Annotated in this window: 18 protein-coding genes; 15 read left to right on the top strand and 3 right to left on the bottom strand. The window is 55.6% G+C overall.

The features are described 5' to 3' along the window. The first annotated feature begins 541 nt into the window (after nt 1-541). The 10 genes from ACFO5Q_RS13795 (at nt 542) to ACFO5Q_RS13750 (ending at nt 7956) form a co-directional block, all read left to right on the top strand. Nucleotides 542-1309, top strand: coding sequence for a DUF3450 domain-containing protein (locus ACFO5Q_RS13795; protein ID WP_197420915.1), 768 nt, complete (start codon nt 542-544; stop codon nt 1307-1309). 2 nt (nt 1310-1311) lie between these two features. Further along, a complete protein-coding gene (locus ACFO5Q_RS13790) occupies nt 1312-2679 on the top strand; it encodes a MotA/TolQ/ExbB proton channel family protein (RefSeq protein ID WP_068143590.1) in 1368 nt (455 codons plus the stop codon). Then, nucleotides 2666-3193, top strand: a complete 528-nt coding sequence (locus tag ACFO5Q_RS13785) for a MotA/TolQ/ExbB proton channel family protein (RefSeq protein WP_068143589.1) — start codon at nt 2666-2668, stop codon at nt 3191-3193. Before ACFO5Q_RS13790 ends, ACFO5Q_RS13785 begins: the two co-directional genes overlap by 14 nt. 23 nt (nt 3194-3216) lie before the next feature. After that, the gene (locus ACFO5Q_RS13780; protein WP_068143586.1) at nt 3217-3633 is read left to right on the top strand and encodes an ExbD/TolR family protein; all 417 of its coding nucleotides are present in this window, start codon (nt 3217-3219) and stop codon (nt 3631-3633) included. A gap of 63 nt (nt 3634-3696) precedes the next feature. Next, entirely contained in the window at nt 3697-4101 is a 405-nt protein-coding gene (locus ACFO5Q_RS13775) for an ExbD/TolR family protein (protein WP_068143585.1), read from the top strand. Then, complete coding sequence (locus ACFO5Q_RS13770) at nt 4098-4715, top strand: energy transducer TonB (RefSeq protein WP_068143582.1); 618 nt, start codon at nt 4098-4100, stop codon at nt 4713-4715. The genes ACFO5Q_RS13775 and ACFO5Q_RS13770 overlap by 4 nt, the downstream gene beginning before the upstream one ends. A 15-nt stretch (nt 4716-4730) precedes the next feature. Further along, nucleotides 4731-6089: a tetratricopeptide repeat protein gene (locus tag ACFO5Q_RS13765; RefSeq protein ID WP_068143580.1), complete on the top strand. Its 1359-nt coding sequence runs from the start codon at nt 4731-4733 to the stop codon at nt 6087-6089. 154 nt (nt 6090-6243) lie between these two features. Then, nucleotides 6244-6834, top strand: a complete 591-nt coding sequence (locus ACFO5Q_RS13760) for an NAD(P)H-dependent oxidoreductase (protein WP_068143578.1) — start codon at nt 6244-6246, stop codon at nt 6832-6834. Between the two features lie 70 nt (nt 6835-6904). Then, nucleotides 6905-7528: an energy transducer TonB gene (locus ACFO5Q_RS13755; protein WP_068143575.1), complete on the top strand. Its 624-nt coding sequence runs from the start codon at nt 6905-6907 to the stop codon at nt 7526-7528. Nucleotides 7529-7539: 11 nt separating this feature from the next. Beyond that, on the top strand, nt 7540-7956 hold the full coding sequence (locus ACFO5Q_RS13750) for an ExbD/TolR family protein (protein ID WP_068143573.1): 417 nt from the start codon (nt 7540-7542) through the stop codon (nt 7954-7956). 87 nt (nt 7957-8043) lie between these two features. Here ACFO5Q_RS13750 and ACFO5Q_RS13745 read toward each other — a convergent pair whose 3' ends face one another. Beyond that, nucleotides 8044-9336 carry a serine hydrolase domain-containing protein gene (locus tag ACFO5Q_RS13745; RefSeq protein ID WP_068143571.1) on the bottom strand — a complete coding sequence of 431 codons (1293 nt, stop codon included), beginning with the start codon at nt 9334-9336 and terminating at the stop codon, nt 8044-8046. Between the two features lie 273 nt (nt 9337-9609). Between ACFO5Q_RS13745 and ACFO5Q_RS13740 the strand changes: the two genes are divergently transcribed. Continuing rightward, nucleotides 9610-10506 carry an ABC transporter substrate-binding protein gene (locus ACFO5Q_RS13740; protein WP_197420914.1) on the top strand — a complete coding sequence of 299 codons (897 nt, stop codon included), beginning with the start codon at nt 9610-9612 and terminating at the stop codon, nt 10504-10506. After that, nucleotides 10503-12236 carry a sensor histidine kinase gene (locus ACFO5Q_RS13735; RefSeq protein ID WP_068143566.1) on the top strand — a complete coding sequence of 578 codons (1734 nt, stop codon included), beginning with the start codon at nt 10503-10505 and terminating at the stop codon, nt 12234-12236. Before ACFO5Q_RS13740 ends, ACFO5Q_RS13735 begins: the two co-directional genes overlap by 4 nt. A 27-nt stretch (nt 12237-12263) precedes the next feature. Here ACFO5Q_RS13735 and ACFO5Q_RS13730 read toward each other — a convergent pair whose 3' ends face one another. Then, nucleotides 12264-12623: a GFA family protein gene (locus tag ACFO5Q_RS13730; protein WP_068143564.1), complete on the bottom strand. Its 360-nt coding sequence runs from the start codon at nt 12621-12623 to the stop codon at nt 12264-12266. Nucleotides 12624-12771: 148 nt separating this feature from the next. Here ACFO5Q_RS13730 and ACFO5Q_RS13725 point away from each other — a divergent pair, with 148 nt between their 5' ends. From ACFO5Q_RS13725 to ACFO5Q_RS13715, 3 genes are all read left to right on the top strand, one after another. Continuing rightward, the gene (locus ACFO5Q_RS13725) at nt 12772-13488 is read left to right on the top strand and encodes a hypothetical protein (protein WP_068143562.1); all 717 of its coding nucleotides are present in this window, start codon (nt 12772-12774) and stop codon (nt 13486-13488) included. Nucleotides 13489-13623: 135 nt separating this feature from the next. Beyond that, nucleotides 13624-14250 carry a class I SAM-dependent methyltransferase gene (locus ACFO5Q_RS13720; RefSeq protein ID WP_068143560.1) on the top strand — a complete coding sequence of 209 codons (627 nt, stop codon included), beginning with the start codon at nt 13624-13626 and terminating at the stop codon, nt 14248-14250. Nucleotides 14251-14339: 89 nt separating this feature from the next. Beyond that, the gene (locus ACFO5Q_RS13715) at nt 14340-14831 is read left to right on the top strand and encodes a YybH family protein (protein ID WP_068143559.1); all 492 of its coding nucleotides are present in this window, start codon (nt 14340-14342) and stop codon (nt 14829-14831) included. A 21-nt stretch (nt 14832-14852) separates the two neighbouring features. Here ACFO5Q_RS13715 and ACFO5Q_RS13710 read toward each other — a convergent pair whose 3' ends face one another. Then, complete coding sequence (locus ACFO5Q_RS13710) at nt 14853-15398, bottom strand: hypothetical protein (RefSeq protein WP_068143558.1); 546 nt, start codon at nt 15396-15398, stop codon at nt 14853-14855. Nucleotides 15399-15568 lie beyond the last annotated feature (170 nt).

Below are 15568 nucleotides of genomic sequence, written 5' to 3'. Positions count from 1 at the left end.
GACTTTGCATTGCAATAGTTATATTATTACATACTAGTTTCACCTATTCATCCACAGGAATGAAAGCAGTAAAATTATATGCTTGACGGGATTCTGACACGAAAAGTGAAATTTTTGCTTGGAATCACAGAAGATTCTTGGATGATAGGCTCCGAGCCGGACCGCCCGTCTCATCTCCACTTTCAGAGACGACAGTTTCTGGAGGCGGGGAAAATCATAATAAATCGTCCTCCTGCCTCCCCGAGGTCGGAACCTAGACGGCGAGACAATGAGATTAGAAGCGGAGAAAATCCGTGTGGTGGTCGGCACAATTGGGAGAGGTACGGGAAAGCCTTTTGATACGACACTTTGACTGAACGGGCTCTTGGGTCCGGGACTATGCATAGCTGTCGGCTTGCTCCCAATTTTTGAAAGGGTAAAGGTTAGGAGCCTTCGGGCACCTTTTCTTTGCAAGGTTTAATCCGCTGCTGGCGGCCTCGGTTTCCGAGGAGGCTGGTAGCTTTGTTAAAACCCATGTGGGCAGAAAATGGATAAGGCTAAAGTGAAACGTATAGCTGTCTCGACGGCTGCGGTTGCCTCGATCCTTCTGGGTGCTACTGTTGCAAACGCACAAGACGCACGCCTGAAGTCGATTGTTGAAGAGGTAAACCAGGCCAATAAAATCGCACAAGCGTCCCAGGCTACTATTGATAAAACAGCCGACGCTACTTCCAAACTTTACACGGATTTCAAAACGGTTCTGAAGACCAATGCAGGCCTGCGCGCCTACAATGCTCAACAGCGCCGTGTGATCACCAAGCAGGAAGAAGAAATCGAGAAAATCAAACGCTCCATCGGGCAGATTGACGAAATCAAACGTCAGGTGATTCCGCTCATGGAAGACATGGTCAAAGACCTGTCTGAGTTTGTTGAGCTCGATATCCCATTCCAGATCGAAGAGCGCCGCGAGCGTGTCGCAAACCTGACGGACGTCATTGACGATCCAAACGTAAGCGACCCAGAGCGTTTCCGTGTGATTCTTGAAGCTTACAAAGCTGAAGTTCAGTACGGTCGTACGCGTAACGCCTACGAAGGTCAGCTGGCTGACGGTCGTAGTGTTGACTTCGTTCGTATCGGTCGCGTTGGTTTCTACTACCAGACGAAAGACGGTAAAGAGACTGCTACCTGGGATCAGGACTCCCGTTCTTGGGTTCAACTGGACGCAGAATATGCAACGCCAGTTAAGCAGCTCATTCGCATGGCACGCAGCCAGATGCCTGTAGATGTACTGGTACTGCCTGTCAAAGCACCGGTTCAGAAGGGGAGATAACAATGAAAAAGATTCTGACCTCTGCTGCAGTTCTCGTCATGGGTCTGTCCGCCGTAGCGAACGCCCAGACCGCAGACCTCAATAGCCTTCTGGACAAAGTGAAAGAAGGCCGTGCTACTGAAACGCAACAGCACAAAGAGCGTGAGCGTGAGTTCATGGCACGCAAAGAGCAACAAGCTCAGCTTCTGGCCGAAGAGCGCCAGACGCAGCAACGCCTTGAGCGTGAATCCGCGCGTCTTGAAGAAACACGCCGCAACAACGAAGCTGAAATCGCCCGTCAACTGGAAGTCCAGCGCGAGCGTCTCGGTCAGCTTCAGGAACTCTTCGGTGTTCTTCAACAAAACGCTGGTGACGCCAAGTCGATTATCTCCACGTCTCACGTGACAATCGACAACCCTGGCCGTATGGGCCCAATCAACACGCTGGTAGAAAAAGCTTCTGACTCTGCTGAACTGCCAACGATTGAAGAAATCCGCGCATGGCCAGTAGTGATGGTTCAGGAAATGATCGGTTCGTCTGAAATCGTGACTTTCAACCAGACTGTTCGCGGCGTAGATGGCAACACCTACGAAACCGACGTAACCCGTATCGGTGACTTCGGCATCGTAGGCGACGGCAAATTCTACATCTACAAGCCAAGCACTGGCGAAGTTGAAGAGCTGCAGCGTCAGCCTTCCGGTCGTCTGACTGGTACAATTGACACGTTCCAGAACGCATCCGGCGGCTTCTCTGAAATCGCTCTTGACCCATCCCGTGGTCAGATCCTGAGCCTGGAAGTTGAAAAGCCAACACTGCCTGAGTATCTCGCTCAGGGTGGTTTCATCGGTTACCTCACTCTTGCTCTGGGGGCGATCGGTGTTCTGATGGCTGTTGTTCAGTGGCTCTATCTGATGATGGTTTCCGGCAAAGTGAAGAAGCAGATTCGCTCCGAAGTTGCTGACACCAACAACCCACTGGGCCGTGTTCTGTCTGTTTACGACAGCAACAAGAATGTTGATGTCGAAACACTGGAACTGAAGCTTGACGAAGCAATCCTGAAGGAAACGCCTGCCCTTGAGCGCTTCCTGACGCTGATCAAGCTGATTTCCGCAGTAGCACCGCTCTTCGGTCTGCTGGGTACAGTGACTGGTATGATCCAGACCTTCCAGGCGATTACCCTGTTCGGTACTGGTGACCCAAGCATGATGGCCGCAGGTATCTCCGCCGCTCTGATGACGACGGTAGAGGGCCTCGTGGTTGCAATCCCTACTCTGCTCCTGCACAGCTTTGTTGCCGGCACTTCCAAGTCCGTGATTCACGTACTGGAAGAACAGTCCGCTGGTATCATCGCGGTTCACGCAGAGAAGGAGCACGCGAATGCTAGCGCTTAATGAAGCATTCGGCGCGATCCAAGCCTTCATGGAGCGGGGCGGTAACGTCCTGTTCCTGGTGCTTGGCGTCACGTTCATCATGTGGGTGCTGATCATCGAGCGTATTTGGTACTTCGCACTGGAGTACAACAAGCAGAAGAATCGCGTTGTCGATGCATGGGAATCCCGTGCCGAGCGTCGGTCATGGTATGCGCATAAAATTCGCACAGCCATGATTTCCGAGGTCAACAACAACCTGAATCAGGGTGTTGGCATGATCAAGACGCTCGTTGCCCTTTGTCCGCTTATCGGGCTGCTGGGTACGGTTACGGGTATGATTGAGGTGTTTGAAGTTATGGCGACACAGGGTTCATCGAACGCTCGCGCCATGGCGGCAGGTGTGTCGAAGGCAACAATCCCGACTATGGCGGGCATGGTTGCTGCACTGTCCGGCATTTTCCTGAGCACCTATATCGAACGTCGTGCAAAACGCGAATCCGAGCGGCTCGAAGACAGCCTGACAACGGATCACTAAGACCAGAATCGGAGTATTTACCAATGCGTAAATTTGCAAAAGGGGGCGACGAAGCCGAAGTCAACATGACGCCGATGCTCGACATCGTATTCATCATGCTGATCTTCTTCATCGTGACCGCAACCTTTGTCAAAGAGTCTGGTCTGGAGATCAACAAACCGGAGGACAACAATAGTGAAACTCCTCCGCCACCGGAAGATGACAAGCGCGCTATCGCTTTCATTATCGATAACAACGGCCGGATCATGCATGAGTTCCGTTATGTGGATATCTCGTCCGTGTCATCGATCATCAAGAAAGAAAGCGTAGAGCGTCCGGAGGCACCGGTTGTAATTCAGGCTGGCGCAGATTCCCATTTTGGCCTTTCCCTCCGCATCTATGATGCGGCGATGGCCATCGGGATCAGCTCTGACAAAGTCGTGATGACGCCCAAGAAGTAAAGCCGGTAGGGGCTTCGCCCCTGCCTCAAGGGCAGTCCCTTCGGGGGCATAGTGGAGAAAACAATGCGAGACCACGCACAAAAACAGGAAGAAGAAGCGGATATCAACATGACGCCGATGCTCGACATCGTGTTTATCATGCTGATCTTCTTCATCGTTACTGCGGTCTTCGTAAAGGAAGCCGGGGTCCAGGTGACGAAACCCGAGGCCGAAACAGCGATTCCCAGGAAACAGGTTAGTATCCTGATCGCTGTCACGCCAACGGACGAAATCTGGATCAACCGTGAAGAGGTAGAGCTTGATGCTCTGCGGACGGCGGTTGAGAAGCTGCACAGTGAAAACCCGAAAGGGACTGTGGCTATCCAGGCAGACGAAAGTGCGAAGGCCGGTTTGGTAATGAAAGTCTATGACGCCGTGCGCGATGCTGGCGTCCCAACAATTGCCATAGCAGCGGAGCAGAGTTCATGATTGCAAGATTTGTAACAGCTCTTATAGCCGCTTCTGGCGTTACCTTCGGTCTGTTCTATGTCATGCAGGCGCTTGTTGATTTCGGTCAGGAAGTGAATCTTGAAGAACAGACCCGCGTACGCTTTGTCGATGTCGTTGAAGACATCGAGGAGCAACCGCCACAACGCATGGAGCGTAAAGTAGAGAAGCCACCAGAAGTGGAGGCGCCACCGCCGGAGATCGAAGCTCCGCAAGTGGACGTTCAGGGTCCGAACAAGATGAACCTGGCGATCGGCCGTGCCAACAGTGGCGCTGGCGTAGATCTGGGTTCCATCGACCTCGGCCCAAGCCAGGATGGTGACTATCTGCCGCTCGTACGCGTGCAACCACAATATCCACGTCGGGCTCAGGAGCGCGGCATCGAAGGATATGTGATTGTGGAACTGACGGTGAACGAAGACGGTACTGTACCGGCTGACAGCATCATCATCATCGAGGCCGACCCGAAAGGCTACTTTGAGCGTGCCGCAACGAAAGCTGCGCAGAAGTTCAAATACAAGCCGAAAGTCGTCAATGGCCAACCGCAGAAGGTGACCGGCGTTAAATACCGGTTCAGCTTCGATCTGGCAGACTAGGGGAGGAGAAAAGTCATGAGCATGATCAAGACCATCAAATCTCTTCCAATGGCTGTGGCTGCGGCAGCGGTACTCGCTGCCCTGCCAATGCCGGAAGGTACGCCAATCTTTGGTGAGCAAACTGCTTTCGCCCAACGGGCGGAATCAAACAAGAAACAGAGCACCCGCAAGGTTCAGGCGCTGACTGCAGACTTCCACAAGAAGCTGCAGAAGGCTCAGGAAGCCATCGACGCCAAAAACTATGCGGAAGGTATGGAAATCCTGGACGATGCGCTTGCGCGCAAGGCCAACGACTACGAGCGCGCCGTCGCTTGGCAGTTGAAGGCACAGGTTTTCTACGAGCAGGATGACGTTCGCGGCACTATCAGTGCCTACGAAAAAATCTTGCAGTTCGCAGATTCCATTCCGGAAGCTCTTGAAATCGGCATCATCTATAATCTGGGGCAACTCTATTATAGTGAGGAAGATTTCGACAAGGCGCTGGAATATATCCAGCGTTGGCAGAACCGTGTTGACCCGACGCTGATCAGCGTCAGCAACCTGCAGTTCATCGCCAACCTGCACTATGTACGGAACGAGTTCGAAGAGTGTCTGAAGTATATCTATCAGGCCATCGAAATTGGCAATTCCCTTGAAACTGTGGAAGTGAAAGAAAGCTGGTACAGCATTGCTCTTTCCTCTCACTGGGAACTCGGCCAATACGAAAAAGTCCGTGACGTGCTGGAGATCCTGCTGATCAACTGGCCAAAGCCTCGCTATTGGACCCAGCTGGCAGGTATCTATCAGGAACTGGGTGACGAGCAGACCTCCTACTCGCTGACGGAAGCAGCTTACAAGCAAGGCTTCCTCGACGATAACGAGACACAGCTTGTGAATGTTGCCCAAATCCAATTGGCGCGTAGTGCACCAATCAAATGTGCCTGGATTCTCGAAAAGGCTTTCAAGGAAAACCGTGTCGAGAAATCCCCGAAGAACGAGAAGATCCTCGGTCAGTGCTATATGATGGCCTATGAGTATGAGAAGGCGCTCGAGCCTCTCTCCAAGGCTGCAGCTGGCGATGAAGACGGTGATCTCTGGTTCCAGATCGGTCAGGTGCAGATGCAGCTTGGTCACTATAAGGATGCCCTTGATTCCTTCGCGAGCGTTATAAAAGCGTTCGAAAAGGACAAGTCGGAAAAGGCCAAGGAAAAGACACTGTCTGCGACCATGCAGCGGGGTCAGGCCTTTACCGAGCTGAAGCGGTTCAAGGAAGCCCGTGAGGCCTTCAAGACCGCGAAGCGCATGGCAACCGACCGCAGAGACAAGCGCATGGTTACTCAGTGGGAGAGCTATCTCAAAGCTGAGGAAGCGCGCGAAGAAATGCTGAACGGCTAACGGCCTTCACAGAAAAATCGAGAAACGGCGTCCCATACGGGGCGCCGTTTTTCTTTGGCCCCACTATGAACACCTGCGCCCCGGTTGACCGGCATCAAGGACATCGTCTGGCCCTGGAACTATACTGCCAGTTTCCAACACGGAGACCGGTATCATGGACACAAAGAAGAAAATCGTCATCCTGCAGGGCCATCCTGACAGCGCCAAAAACCACCTGTGTCATGCGCTCGCAAGCGCATACGAAGCAGGTGCCGGGGACGCCGGACATGAGGTCACGACCGTCGCGGTCACGGATCTGGATTTCCCCATGCTGCGCTCACCCGACGACTGGAACAGCGGGGCCACACCAGCCGGCCTTCTGGATGTGCAGGCCACCCTTCTGGCGGCAGACCATCTTGTGATCGTTTTCCCGCTATGGCTTGGCAGCCTGCCGGCCCTTCTGAAAGGTTTCTTCGAGCAGATCTTCCGCCCTACCCTTCTGCCTGAGGGAGATGAGCTGACGGCATGGCGCAGCCTGTTGAAAGGCCGCTCGGTACGCCTGGTGGTCACCATGGGCATGCCCGCTTTCGCCTACCGCCTCTTCTATCTCTCCCACGGGGTTAAATTCTTCGCGCGCAATGTGCTGGCCTTTTCCGGTTGTGGGCCGATCCGCACCAGCTATTTCGGCATGGTCGACCGTGCGACGGACACCAAAAAACAGCGCTGGTTCGCCAAAATGCGTCGCCTTGGGGCCTCTGTTCAATAAAGTTATATTATAACTTTTCAGGTGCCCAAAAGTCTGTTAATGTTACATCATAACATTGATGGAGGGCGTTATGTTTGCAGCTACCAACCAATCCAAATTTGTTCCCATTGCCGGCGGCGCTATGGCCGCCACTTTCGGGCTCTTCTATCTGATGCAGGGGCTTGTTGCCTCCAATGATCTCGACTTTCAGGAGACCCCCAGAAAGCAATTCCGCGATTTCACAATCGAAAAGATCACCGAGCTCAAGGCCCGGGAAATCGACCGGGTAACACCGCCGCCAGAAGTCGAGCCTCAACCGGAAATAACAGTGGATCGCTCTGCCTCGCTCGAAGGTATCAATGTCACGGTCGGACGGGCGCCAAAGCCCCAGATCGTTACTCCCGGCAAAACCAAGCTGGCGCTGGGCTTGTCTGACGGCGAACGCTTGCCGCTAGTACGCGTGCAGCCGGTATATCCACGCCGTGCGCTGGAACAAGGCGTTGAAGGCTGGGTGATTCTGGAATTCACGGTTTCCGAGTCAGGCGATGTAGAAGACGCCGTTGTGGTGGATGCAAATCCGAAGGGGTGGTTTGATCGCTCCGCGCTCGCCGCCATCAAGAAATATAAATACAAGCCCACCGTTGTAGACGGGCAAGCCCGCGCCACACCGGGTGTCCAGTTCCGCATGGTCTTTGAAATGGCCGAAAACGGGTAAGGAGGCAGGCTATGCGCACACCTATTCGCACACAGGCGAAGACACAGGCCAAAGCCCAGCCGAATATGACGCCGATGCTGGATATCGTCTTCATCATGCTGATCTTCTTCATCGTGACGGCGAGCTTTGTCCGGGAAAACGGCATTGAGCCCAACTTCCAGAAGCCGCTATCGGGTCCGAAGTCGCCCACCGAGCCGATCGGCTTCTCCGTCGATGCCCAAAGCCGCATTTTTCACGCAGGCCGCATGATTGACCACTGGTCGATTGAGGCAATCGTGAAGGAAGCCCACACCGCGCGGCCAAACGCGCCCGTGTTGGTGGAAACCCACAAAGACGCCGCCATGGGCCGGTTCATCCGCATCCATGACGAAGCCGTCAAGGCAGGTATGCCAGCGGGTAAAGTCGCCATTGTCGTTCGCCCTGAGTAGATGGGGGTCTTCAGTTGTGAGCGATCGACAGGCGCGCGGCGGGGCTTTTGCCCCGCCGCTTTTCTTTATTATCAATGCTGCTAAAGACTAACGCGCCTGGGCGGCGTTTGCGCCGCCCGTCTGCCCAAGGGCTTCATAGACATATTTGTGCAGGTCTTCCTTGAGCGGAAGGGCACCATATGGCTGCAGGTTGGTCATCATCACCACTACCAGGTCTTCCTTGGGGTCAACCCAGAAATTGGTATTGGCCATGCCGCTCCAATAATAAAGGCCTTCGCTGCCGTAGCCGCCATATTTCTGGACGTTTTTCACTACCGCAAAATCCAGCCCGAATCCGAGCCCGCGATCACCGCCCCAGGACGCAGCCGCGGGCGCTGGCAGTTGGTCCGTCGCCATCAGGCGAATGGTCTCACCCTTCAGTATCCGCACGCCGTCAAGCTCGCCGCCGTTCGCCAGCATCTGGGCGAAGCGCCAATAGTCCACTGTGGTGGACACCAGCCCACCACCGCCTGAAAAGCTGGAGGGTTTTTTGGTATAGTCCGGGAAATAGGGATCGACAATGACCGTAAGCCCCTTGTCCTTGTCGGGTTTTACCATATCCACAAGCCGTTCCGCCTGCCTGTCGGTAATATAGAAACCTGTGTCTTTCATGCCCAGCGGCGCGAAAATGCGTTCTTCAAAATACTGGTCCAGCGGCTGACCGGAGAGCACCTCGATAAGGCGGCCCTGCACATCCACAGCGAAGCTGTAAACCCACTTGTCCCCCGGCTGGTAAAGAAGCGGCTGGCGCGCAAGACGCGAAATCCATTCTTTGGCCGACAGGCCAGATTCAAGAACGCCATTCTTCTGGTATAGCTTGTCCACCGGCGTATCGGCGAAAAGACCGTATGTCAGCCCGGCTGTGTGGCGCATCAGGTCCCGGATGGTGATCTCACGCTTCGCCGGAACGGTTTCAACTGTGCCATCTTCACGCTCCGACTTGAAAACCCGCGCGCCTGCAAACTCCGGCAGATAGGCGCCAACCGGATCATCAAGGCTGAAGCGGCCTTCTTCATACAGCATCATCAGGGCCACACCCGTGACTGGCTTGGTCATGGAATAGATCCGAAAGATGTCATTTTTTCCAAGCGCCACGTCGCTTGCAAGCTTCCGGTCGCCATAGGCCTTGAAGTGCACCACCTTGCCGTGGCGCGCCACAAGCGTCGTAAGGCCGGTCAGCTTTCCCTCCCGCACATAAGCGTCAAAATGACGGGTCATGTCATCCAGCACCGTGGCCGAAAGGCCCACATCTTCGGGGGCGGCAGTCGGCATATCCGCCGCTTCGGTTGGCATCACCGACCAGGCAACAAACAACAGGGCAATCAGGCGCAGCTTGTTCATAGGACGTCCTTCCAGCTTCACCAAAACAATAGGCCCCAGTTGAGGGGAAGCAAGTCACATATGGTGGAAATCAGCCAAAAAGGATAAAATTGTCCTTAACGGCCTACTAACCTATTGGCTGATATGATTACAAAAGGTAAGCAAGCCTCGCTTGGGGCCGCTAACCCTTTTGTCGGGAAAGGGACAATCCGATCGCATATGACGGCGGAAAACAGGAAATTTGACGGGTTCTTTCGCCCGCTGTGGCGGCTTATTGGATGCAGAAGTGCATGGATGCTTCTGGGCTGGTTGCATGCGCCTGCCACCGTTCAGGCCGCTGAAGTTTATATTGTCGATACCCTGAAACACGAGCGCAGCATCACGGTTGCAGAAGCGCTTAATGAGCACTGCCTGCCCTGCCGCCCTGTCAAATATATGGATATGAAAGGCAGCGTCCGGGTCGGCCGCCAGATTTCCTATGAGCTGGCACAGCTTAGACAGAATAATGCACTCGATCTGGTGATCACCCTGGGCAAACCGGCCACACGCATGATTTCCCGCGAACTTCAGGATGTGCCGATCTTCTACAGCCTGGGCCGGTCTGAGATGGATGACACCCGATACAGCAAAGGCGTTGTAAGCTTGGTGGTCCCTCCTTCACCCAAGTTGAAGCTGCAAGCGCTCAAGGCCTTGGCCCCCAATATCGAGCGCGTCGGCTTCCTGGCCACCCGGCACAGGCTGGACGATATTCGCGAGCCAACGGTCTTGGCCGCGCAGGAACTGGGGCTGCAGATAAAATTCTATTATGTCCAGCGCCCTTATGATGTGCCGGTGGGCCTGCGCACCGCGATTCAGGAGATGGACGCAATCGTCTTCATCAAGGACCGCGTGGCGATCAACGCCGACACGGTGGAATATATCCTTCAGCTTACGCTTGAAAACCAGGTCCCCACATTGGTGGACAGCGACAGGCTGGTGGACCGCGGCATGCTGGCGGCCCTGACCATTGACCCAAAGCGCCTGGGCGAAAAACTGGGCAAGGCCATTGAACACTATCTGGAAACCGGAACACCGCCTGACCTTTCGGATGATCCAACCCTCTTTCAATTGCTCGTCAACCAGGAAACCCTGCGCCAGACACCGGATGTTACCGGCGGTGCGCCCGCAGGGGTGAAAATGGTGATGCGATGAAAGCCCAAAGACGGACATGGGCGCCGGGTCGCTGGCTGGCCGACAACCTGAGCCTGACACAAAGGGCAACAGGTTTCCTTGTGCTGCTAGTCGTCTCCGTTGGTGGGCTTTTGGCCGCCGCTTTCGTTGTGACATCATCGCAGGTTTTCACAGACGACCTGGCGCGCCGCGGCCAAGCCACGGCAACTGGCATCGCAAAGAACGTCAAGCTTGGGGTTCTGGTGCGCGACCGGCTGCTTCTGGAGCAGACATTAGGCCCATACCTTGAGGACCCGGACATCAATTACATCAGCATTCTGGACCCGGAAGGACAGGTGATCGCCACCCTGCCCGCCGGGGCAGTATCAGAGGCCGTAGACGCCAATGTCGCCTCGGGCGTGAAACGGTCGCGGGGCCCTATCGTGCTGCAGCATTCCGAAAGCAGCGATGAAGATACGGATACGCTGGGCGCGGGCATGCACATTGGTGCCCCCATCTGGCGCGATCTGCTGACAAGCGACAGTGACGACCTGTTCGAAGAAGAATTACTGCAGGACAATGATACGGAGCCACCAGCCACAACATCCTCGCCAAAGCAGGAGCTGATCGGCATCGTGCATCTGGGCGTCACCACCGAACGGGTGCGCGGCAACATCAACGCCCTGATCCAGCAGGCGAGCCTCTATGCGGGTGGGCTTGCGCTCCTTGGGCTCATTGTCGCCGCATGGCTTCTGAAGCGTTGGCTGAAACCCCTGCAGACCGTCACGAGCCTGGCCCGGCGGGCCCGATTTGGTGGCCTGCAGAAAGAACTGGACGACGAAGTCACCCGCGACCTGCTGGCCAACAGCGAACGCCACAGCCATGATGAACTGCGGATACTGCAAAGCGCCTTCGCGGACATGATCCACGAACTGAGGCTGCATTATAAGCTGCAGGAAGAGCAGAAAGAGCGGCTGGAGCAAATGGTGGTGGAACGCACCATGGAACTGACGCAGGCGAAAGAGGAGGCCGAAGCCGCCAGCATCGCCAAGTCACGCTTCCTTGCGTCCATGAGCCACGAACTGCGCACGCCGCTGAATGCCGTGATCGGCTTCTCAGAAATGCTGCAGAAGGACATGGCCGTCACGCCGGAGCAAACTGACGAATATCTGGGGTATATCTGCGAAAGCGGCAAGCACCTGCTGGATATTATCAACGATATTCTTGACCTGTCGAAGTTGGAAGCCGGCCGGTTCGAGCTTCAATTCAATGACGCCTATCTGGACCAGATTGTTCAAGAAGCCGTGGCATTCAGCCAGCCACTGATGGACCGCAAGAAACAGCAGTTGCACCTGAAAGTGCCCGCGCTGGAGATCACTACGGACCCGCGCATCCTCAAGCAGGTAATCATCAACCTGGTGTCGAACGCAGTGAAGTTCACGCCCGCCGAGGGCCATATATCCATCGAGGCCACAGAACTGGGAGACCAGTTCGAACTGAAAGTAACGGACACCGGCATCGGCATGACCAAACAGGAAATCGAGCTGGCCATGCAGCCTTTTGCCCAGGTCAGCAAACAGATGTATGTTCAGGCCGAGGGCGAAGGCACGGGCCTTGGCCTGCCGCTGGTGGAACATTTCATGCTGTTGATGAAGGGGGGCATGCAGATCGAGTCTGAAAAAGGCAAGGGAACGACCGTCATCCTGACCGTGCCCATCCACCCCGAGGCACCGCAAGCGCACCATGGGGAAGACGATTTCGATTATATCTGAGCAGGCCGCGCAGGCCCGCCAGGTGCCCTAATCCAGATATTGCCAGCTATCCGCGCCGTCCAGATGCCGCACGCGGATGCCGGCCACATCCGCGGGGTCCGCCAGACGCATATTCACGCCCATGCGGCTGCTTTCCGACTTATCAAGGGCTTCCCAGTGGGTCACACAGCCACATGTCCTGCAGCGGTGTGTCGCCAGCGTCCTGTCGCCCTGGATATAGCTCTCCGTTGCGCCTGAAGCCATATGAAGCGTCACATTCGCTTCATCGGCATAGGCCCAGCGCGCGCCCAGACGTCGACAGAGGGAACAATTACATTCCGTCAGCCATTCCGGCGAACCTGGAAATTCGAACCTTACAGCACCACAGTGGCAACTTCCCTTGATCATACCAGCCTCCCAATTTTGCAGGGCAACAATACGGTAGTTTGCAACATGAATGAAAGATCAACCTTGAAGCCGCACTGTATCCAAAGCTGTTGCCTCTGATACACCGATGACTTAGCCTGTCCTTCAATCTTTTTTTTCGGGGGAAACCATGAAACTTATTCGTCTGGCCACAGCCTTCAGCCTTGCCATCGCCCTTTCCATCGCCACCCATGCTGGTGACAATCAGGTCAGCTTCGGTGAAACAAGCGTGACGGTTCGTGCGGACGATGACTTCTGCGCCATCGACAAAGCACAGCCTTTCGACAAGGCCTGGCTAGATATTCAGGTAAGGGCCAACGCCGGCAGCAACGAAGTGGCGGGGGCTTACCTGCTTTGCGATGAGCTTGCTCAGCTGCGTGAGGGGGTTTCTCTGAATCTAAGCCGCTGGGTCATCCTGTTGTCACCGCTACAGGGCGGCACCAAAGCCCAGCCGATCAAGGGTATAACGCGAAAACAGCTGGTCGAGGCCCTGGCCGTGGAATTCGACAAGGGCGTGAAGGTGGATGTTGCCGAGATCAGCAAAAATGTAAACCAGGCCGGCGAGAGCGTTCTGGGCACGGACAACATGGCGCCTATTGAAATTTCCGGCACCGGCGTACCGTCACTGTTGGCGAAAACCGATGCTGGTGTCTATGCAGGCCTTCAGCTACAGGTCGCGACAGAAAATGGCCGGATGCCGGTTGGTGCCGTGATCGGGATAACCCTGGTCAACGATCATATGCTGTCGGTCAATGTCTACCGTATCTTTGATGACCCCAAAACCATCAACACCCTCCTTGGCGAAGCCAGTGTGATGATCGAGGATATCGTCAAACTGAACGATTGATCCGCCTATGCAGAGGTCAACCAACCGGCGCGGGGCGTCTGCCCCGCAACAGCCCTTTACACCAGGCATCAAACACCCCACATTTACAGAAATCGGCACCAAAGCCGTAAACGACAGCAGCGATGGGGAACATTCATGCATCAGGATGCCAAATTCTGGAACCGCGTAGCCGCGCGCTATGCCAAAGCCAAAATCGGCGACATGCCGTCTTATGAGCGCAAGCTTGAGGTCACGCGCAGTTACTTCACGCCTGACATGGAGGTGTTTGAGATCGGCTGCGGCACCGGCAGCACGGCGCTTCTGCATGCGCCCCATGTAAAGCACATTCGCGCCACTGACATCTCCGAAGAGATGATCGCTATTGCGCGCACCAAGGCGGAAGCGGAAGGCGTGACGAATGTGTCATTCGAGGTTGCCGCCATTGATGATCTGGATGTGCCGAACGAAAGCCAGGACATGGTGATGGCGCATTCCATCCTGCACCTGCTGGAAAACCGGCAGGCCGTCATCCAGCGCTGCTATGATATGCTGAAGCCCGGTGGGCTGATGGTTACCAGCACCGCCTGTCTCAAGGATGGGCTTGGCTGGGTGCGGTTCCTGCTGCCGCTGATGCGCCTTGTGCGTTTTGCCCCAAGTGTTGTGAAGTTCTTCTCGGCGGCGGAGCTTGAAAAAGAGTTCACGGACGCTGGCTTCAGCGTGGCCTACAAGTGGCAACCGGGGCCGAAGAAGGCGCTTTTCATGGTACTCAGGAAGCCGGAGTAATCGGCCCTGCCCTGAACGGACGTATAATAGACAATCCTTCCAGCTTAGCGGTAAACTGGTAGCCAGACATAAGCTGGGGAGGAAACAGCATGACCCATATTCAATTCAAATCCTTGGTGCTGGCAGCAGCCATGGCCATGGGCGCACCAGCACTCAGTGCGGCAGACTTGCTGACAGGCTATGAGGCCACGGCGCTCGAACAAGAAGTGGCGGCGGTGGAGGCGGCTTTCGCCAAAACCATGGCCGACCGCGACTTCGAAGCCTTCGCCAGCTTCCTGGATGAAGAGACGGTCTTCTGGGGCCCGAATGTGCCGGACCGCGGCAAGGAAGCCGTGATGGCACGCTGGAAAGCCTATTATGAGGGCGAGGCCGCGCCTTTCTCATGGAAGCCTGAGACCGTGCTGGTGCTTGAAAGCGGTACGCTCGCCCGCTCCACTGGCCCGGTAATGGCGCCCGACGGCACGGTTGTGGCCTACTTCCACAGCACCTGGCGCAAAAACGCCGACGGCGAGTGGAAGATCATATTCGACAAGGGCCAGCGCTTCTGCCCGCCCCCAGCGCCCGAAGCCGCGGCGGAATAGCGCCGCGGAAAAAGGGGTACTTCAGGGCTGCTGCGCGGCAGCGTGGCCGTTCATCCGGCGTGTCACCATGGGCGCGATGGCATCCACGAGCGACCCACGCCCACGCGCCAACTCAAACCCAGCGGCGACCAGCTCGAACACATGGCCATGCATGGTAAAAATGAAATGCCTCGCCTCCCGCGGGTACCGCTGCTGCTTGATCGTGCTTTTCTCTTGACGATCGAACAGGCGCTCGACCAGCGCCGAATGCTCCACCACATATTGGCTGAAAGGCTTCAACCCGAACTCCGCCAGCCGGTGTTCGCGAATGGTATCGTCTTCGTAGGTCTCGCAGGAAAAATACAGTACATCATGAAAGCGGAGCACGGCATAAGCCATGTGGGACATGGCCCCCGCCGGGTCCAGCGCCAGGGCATCTTCCCATCCCGGGGCCTGCTCGTCGGTATAGTATGAGAGGAACAGGTCATCCCCCACCTGAGCATAAACGGGCAACTGGAACGTGCGGCTGGAAGCCGGGATATTAGGGATCGTCTTTAGCGTTTCAAAATCCGCGAAGAAACCAAGCATAAAAGCCCCCACCCTCAAGTTATGACCGCCAATCCCCCGTGATTGTAGCCATTTCTGCACAAATTGCGATAGCTATCGTGGCAAATAGTTCAGTATTATATGGGGTTATTTGAGGCGGCTGACGCGCTAGAGGCTTGAATAGGCCCAAGCCGTGCAAGAAGGCCCGCGAT

Origin of the sequence: Kordiimonas lipolytica (assembly GCF_042651265.1) — a bacterium.
Classification (GTDB): Bacteria; Pseudomonadota; Alphaproteobacteria; order Sphingomonadales; family Kordiimonadaceae; genus Kordiimonas; species Kordiimonas lipolytica.
Note: the sequence above shows the minus strand (reverse complement) of the source record. Positions and strands in the feature narration are given on the sequence as shown.

What these genes read in the sequence shown, in the direction of transcription:
- ACFO5Q_RS13790 (WP_068143590.1), top strand. Translation starts at nt 1,312, where the DNA reads ATGAAAAAGATTCTGACCTCTGCTGCAGTTCTCGTCATGGGTCTGTCC.
- ACFO5Q_RS13760 (WP_068143578.1), top strand. Translation starts at nt 6,244, where the DNA reads ATGGACACAAAGAAGAAAATCGTCATCCTGCAGGGCCATCCTGACAGC.
- ACFO5Q_RS13780 (WP_068143586.1), top strand. Translation starts at nt 3,217, where the DNA reads ATGCGTAAATTTGCAAAAGGGGGCGACGAAGCCGAAGTCAACATGACG.
- ACFO5Q_RS13720 (WP_068143560.1), top strand. Translation starts at nt 13,624, where the DNA reads ATGCATCAGGATGCCAAATTCTGGAACCGCGTAGCCGCGCGCTATGCC.
- ACFO5Q_RS13730 (WP_068143564.1), bottom strand. Translation starts at nt 12,623, where the DNA reads ATGATCAAGGGAAGTTGCCACTGTGGTGCTGTAAGGTTCGAATTTCCA.
- ACFO5Q_RS13775 (WP_068143585.1), top strand. Translation starts at nt 3,697, where the DNA reads ATGCGAGACCACGCACAAAAACAGGAAGAAGAAGCGGATATCAACATG.
- ACFO5Q_RS13715 (WP_068143559.1), top strand. Translation starts at nt 14,340, where the DNA reads ATGACCCATATTCAATTCAAATCCTTGGTGCTGGCAGCAGCCATGGCC.
- ACFO5Q_RS13725 (WP_068143562.1), top strand. Translation starts at nt 12,772, where the DNA reads ATGAAACTTATTCGTCTGGCCACAGCCTTCAGCCTTGCCATCGCCCTT.
- ACFO5Q_RS13750 (WP_068143573.1), top strand. Translation starts at nt 7,540, where the DNA reads ATGCGCACACCTATTCGCACACAGGCGAAGACACAGGCCAAAGCCCAG.
- ACFO5Q_RS13710 (WP_068143558.1), bottom strand. Translation starts at nt 15,398, where the DNA reads ATGCTTGGTTTCTTCGCGGATTTTGAAACGCTAAAGACGATCCCTAAT.
- ACFO5Q_RS13735 (WP_068143566.1), top strand. Translation starts at nt 10,503, where the DNA reads ATGAAAGCCCAAAGACGGACATGGGCGCCGGGTCGCTGGCTGGCCGAC.
- ACFO5Q_RS13740 (WP_197420914.1), top strand. Translation starts at nt 9,610, where the DNA reads ATGCTTCTGGGCTGGTTGCATGCGCCTGCCACCGTTCAGGCCGCTGAA.
- ACFO5Q_RS13785 (WP_068143589.1), top strand. Translation starts at nt 2,666, where the DNA reads ATGCTAGCGCTTAATGAAGCATTCGGCGCGATCCAAGCCTTCATGGAG.
- ACFO5Q_RS13770 (WP_068143582.1), top strand. Translation starts at nt 4,098, where the DNA reads ATGATTGCAAGATTTGTAACAGCTCTTATAGCCGCTTCTGGCGTTACC.
- ACFO5Q_RS13765 (WP_068143580.1), top strand. Translation starts at nt 4,731, where the DNA reads ATGAGCATGATCAAGACCATCAAATCTCTTCCAATGGCTGTGGCTGCG.
- ACFO5Q_RS13745 (WP_068143571.1), bottom strand. Translation starts at nt 9,336, where the DNA reads ATGAACAAGCTGCGCCTGATTGCCCTGTTGTTTGTTGCCTGGTCGGTG.
- ACFO5Q_RS13755 (WP_068143575.1), top strand. Translation starts at nt 6,905, where the DNA reads ATGTTTGCAGCTACCAACCAATCCAAATTTGTTCCCATTGCCGGCGGC.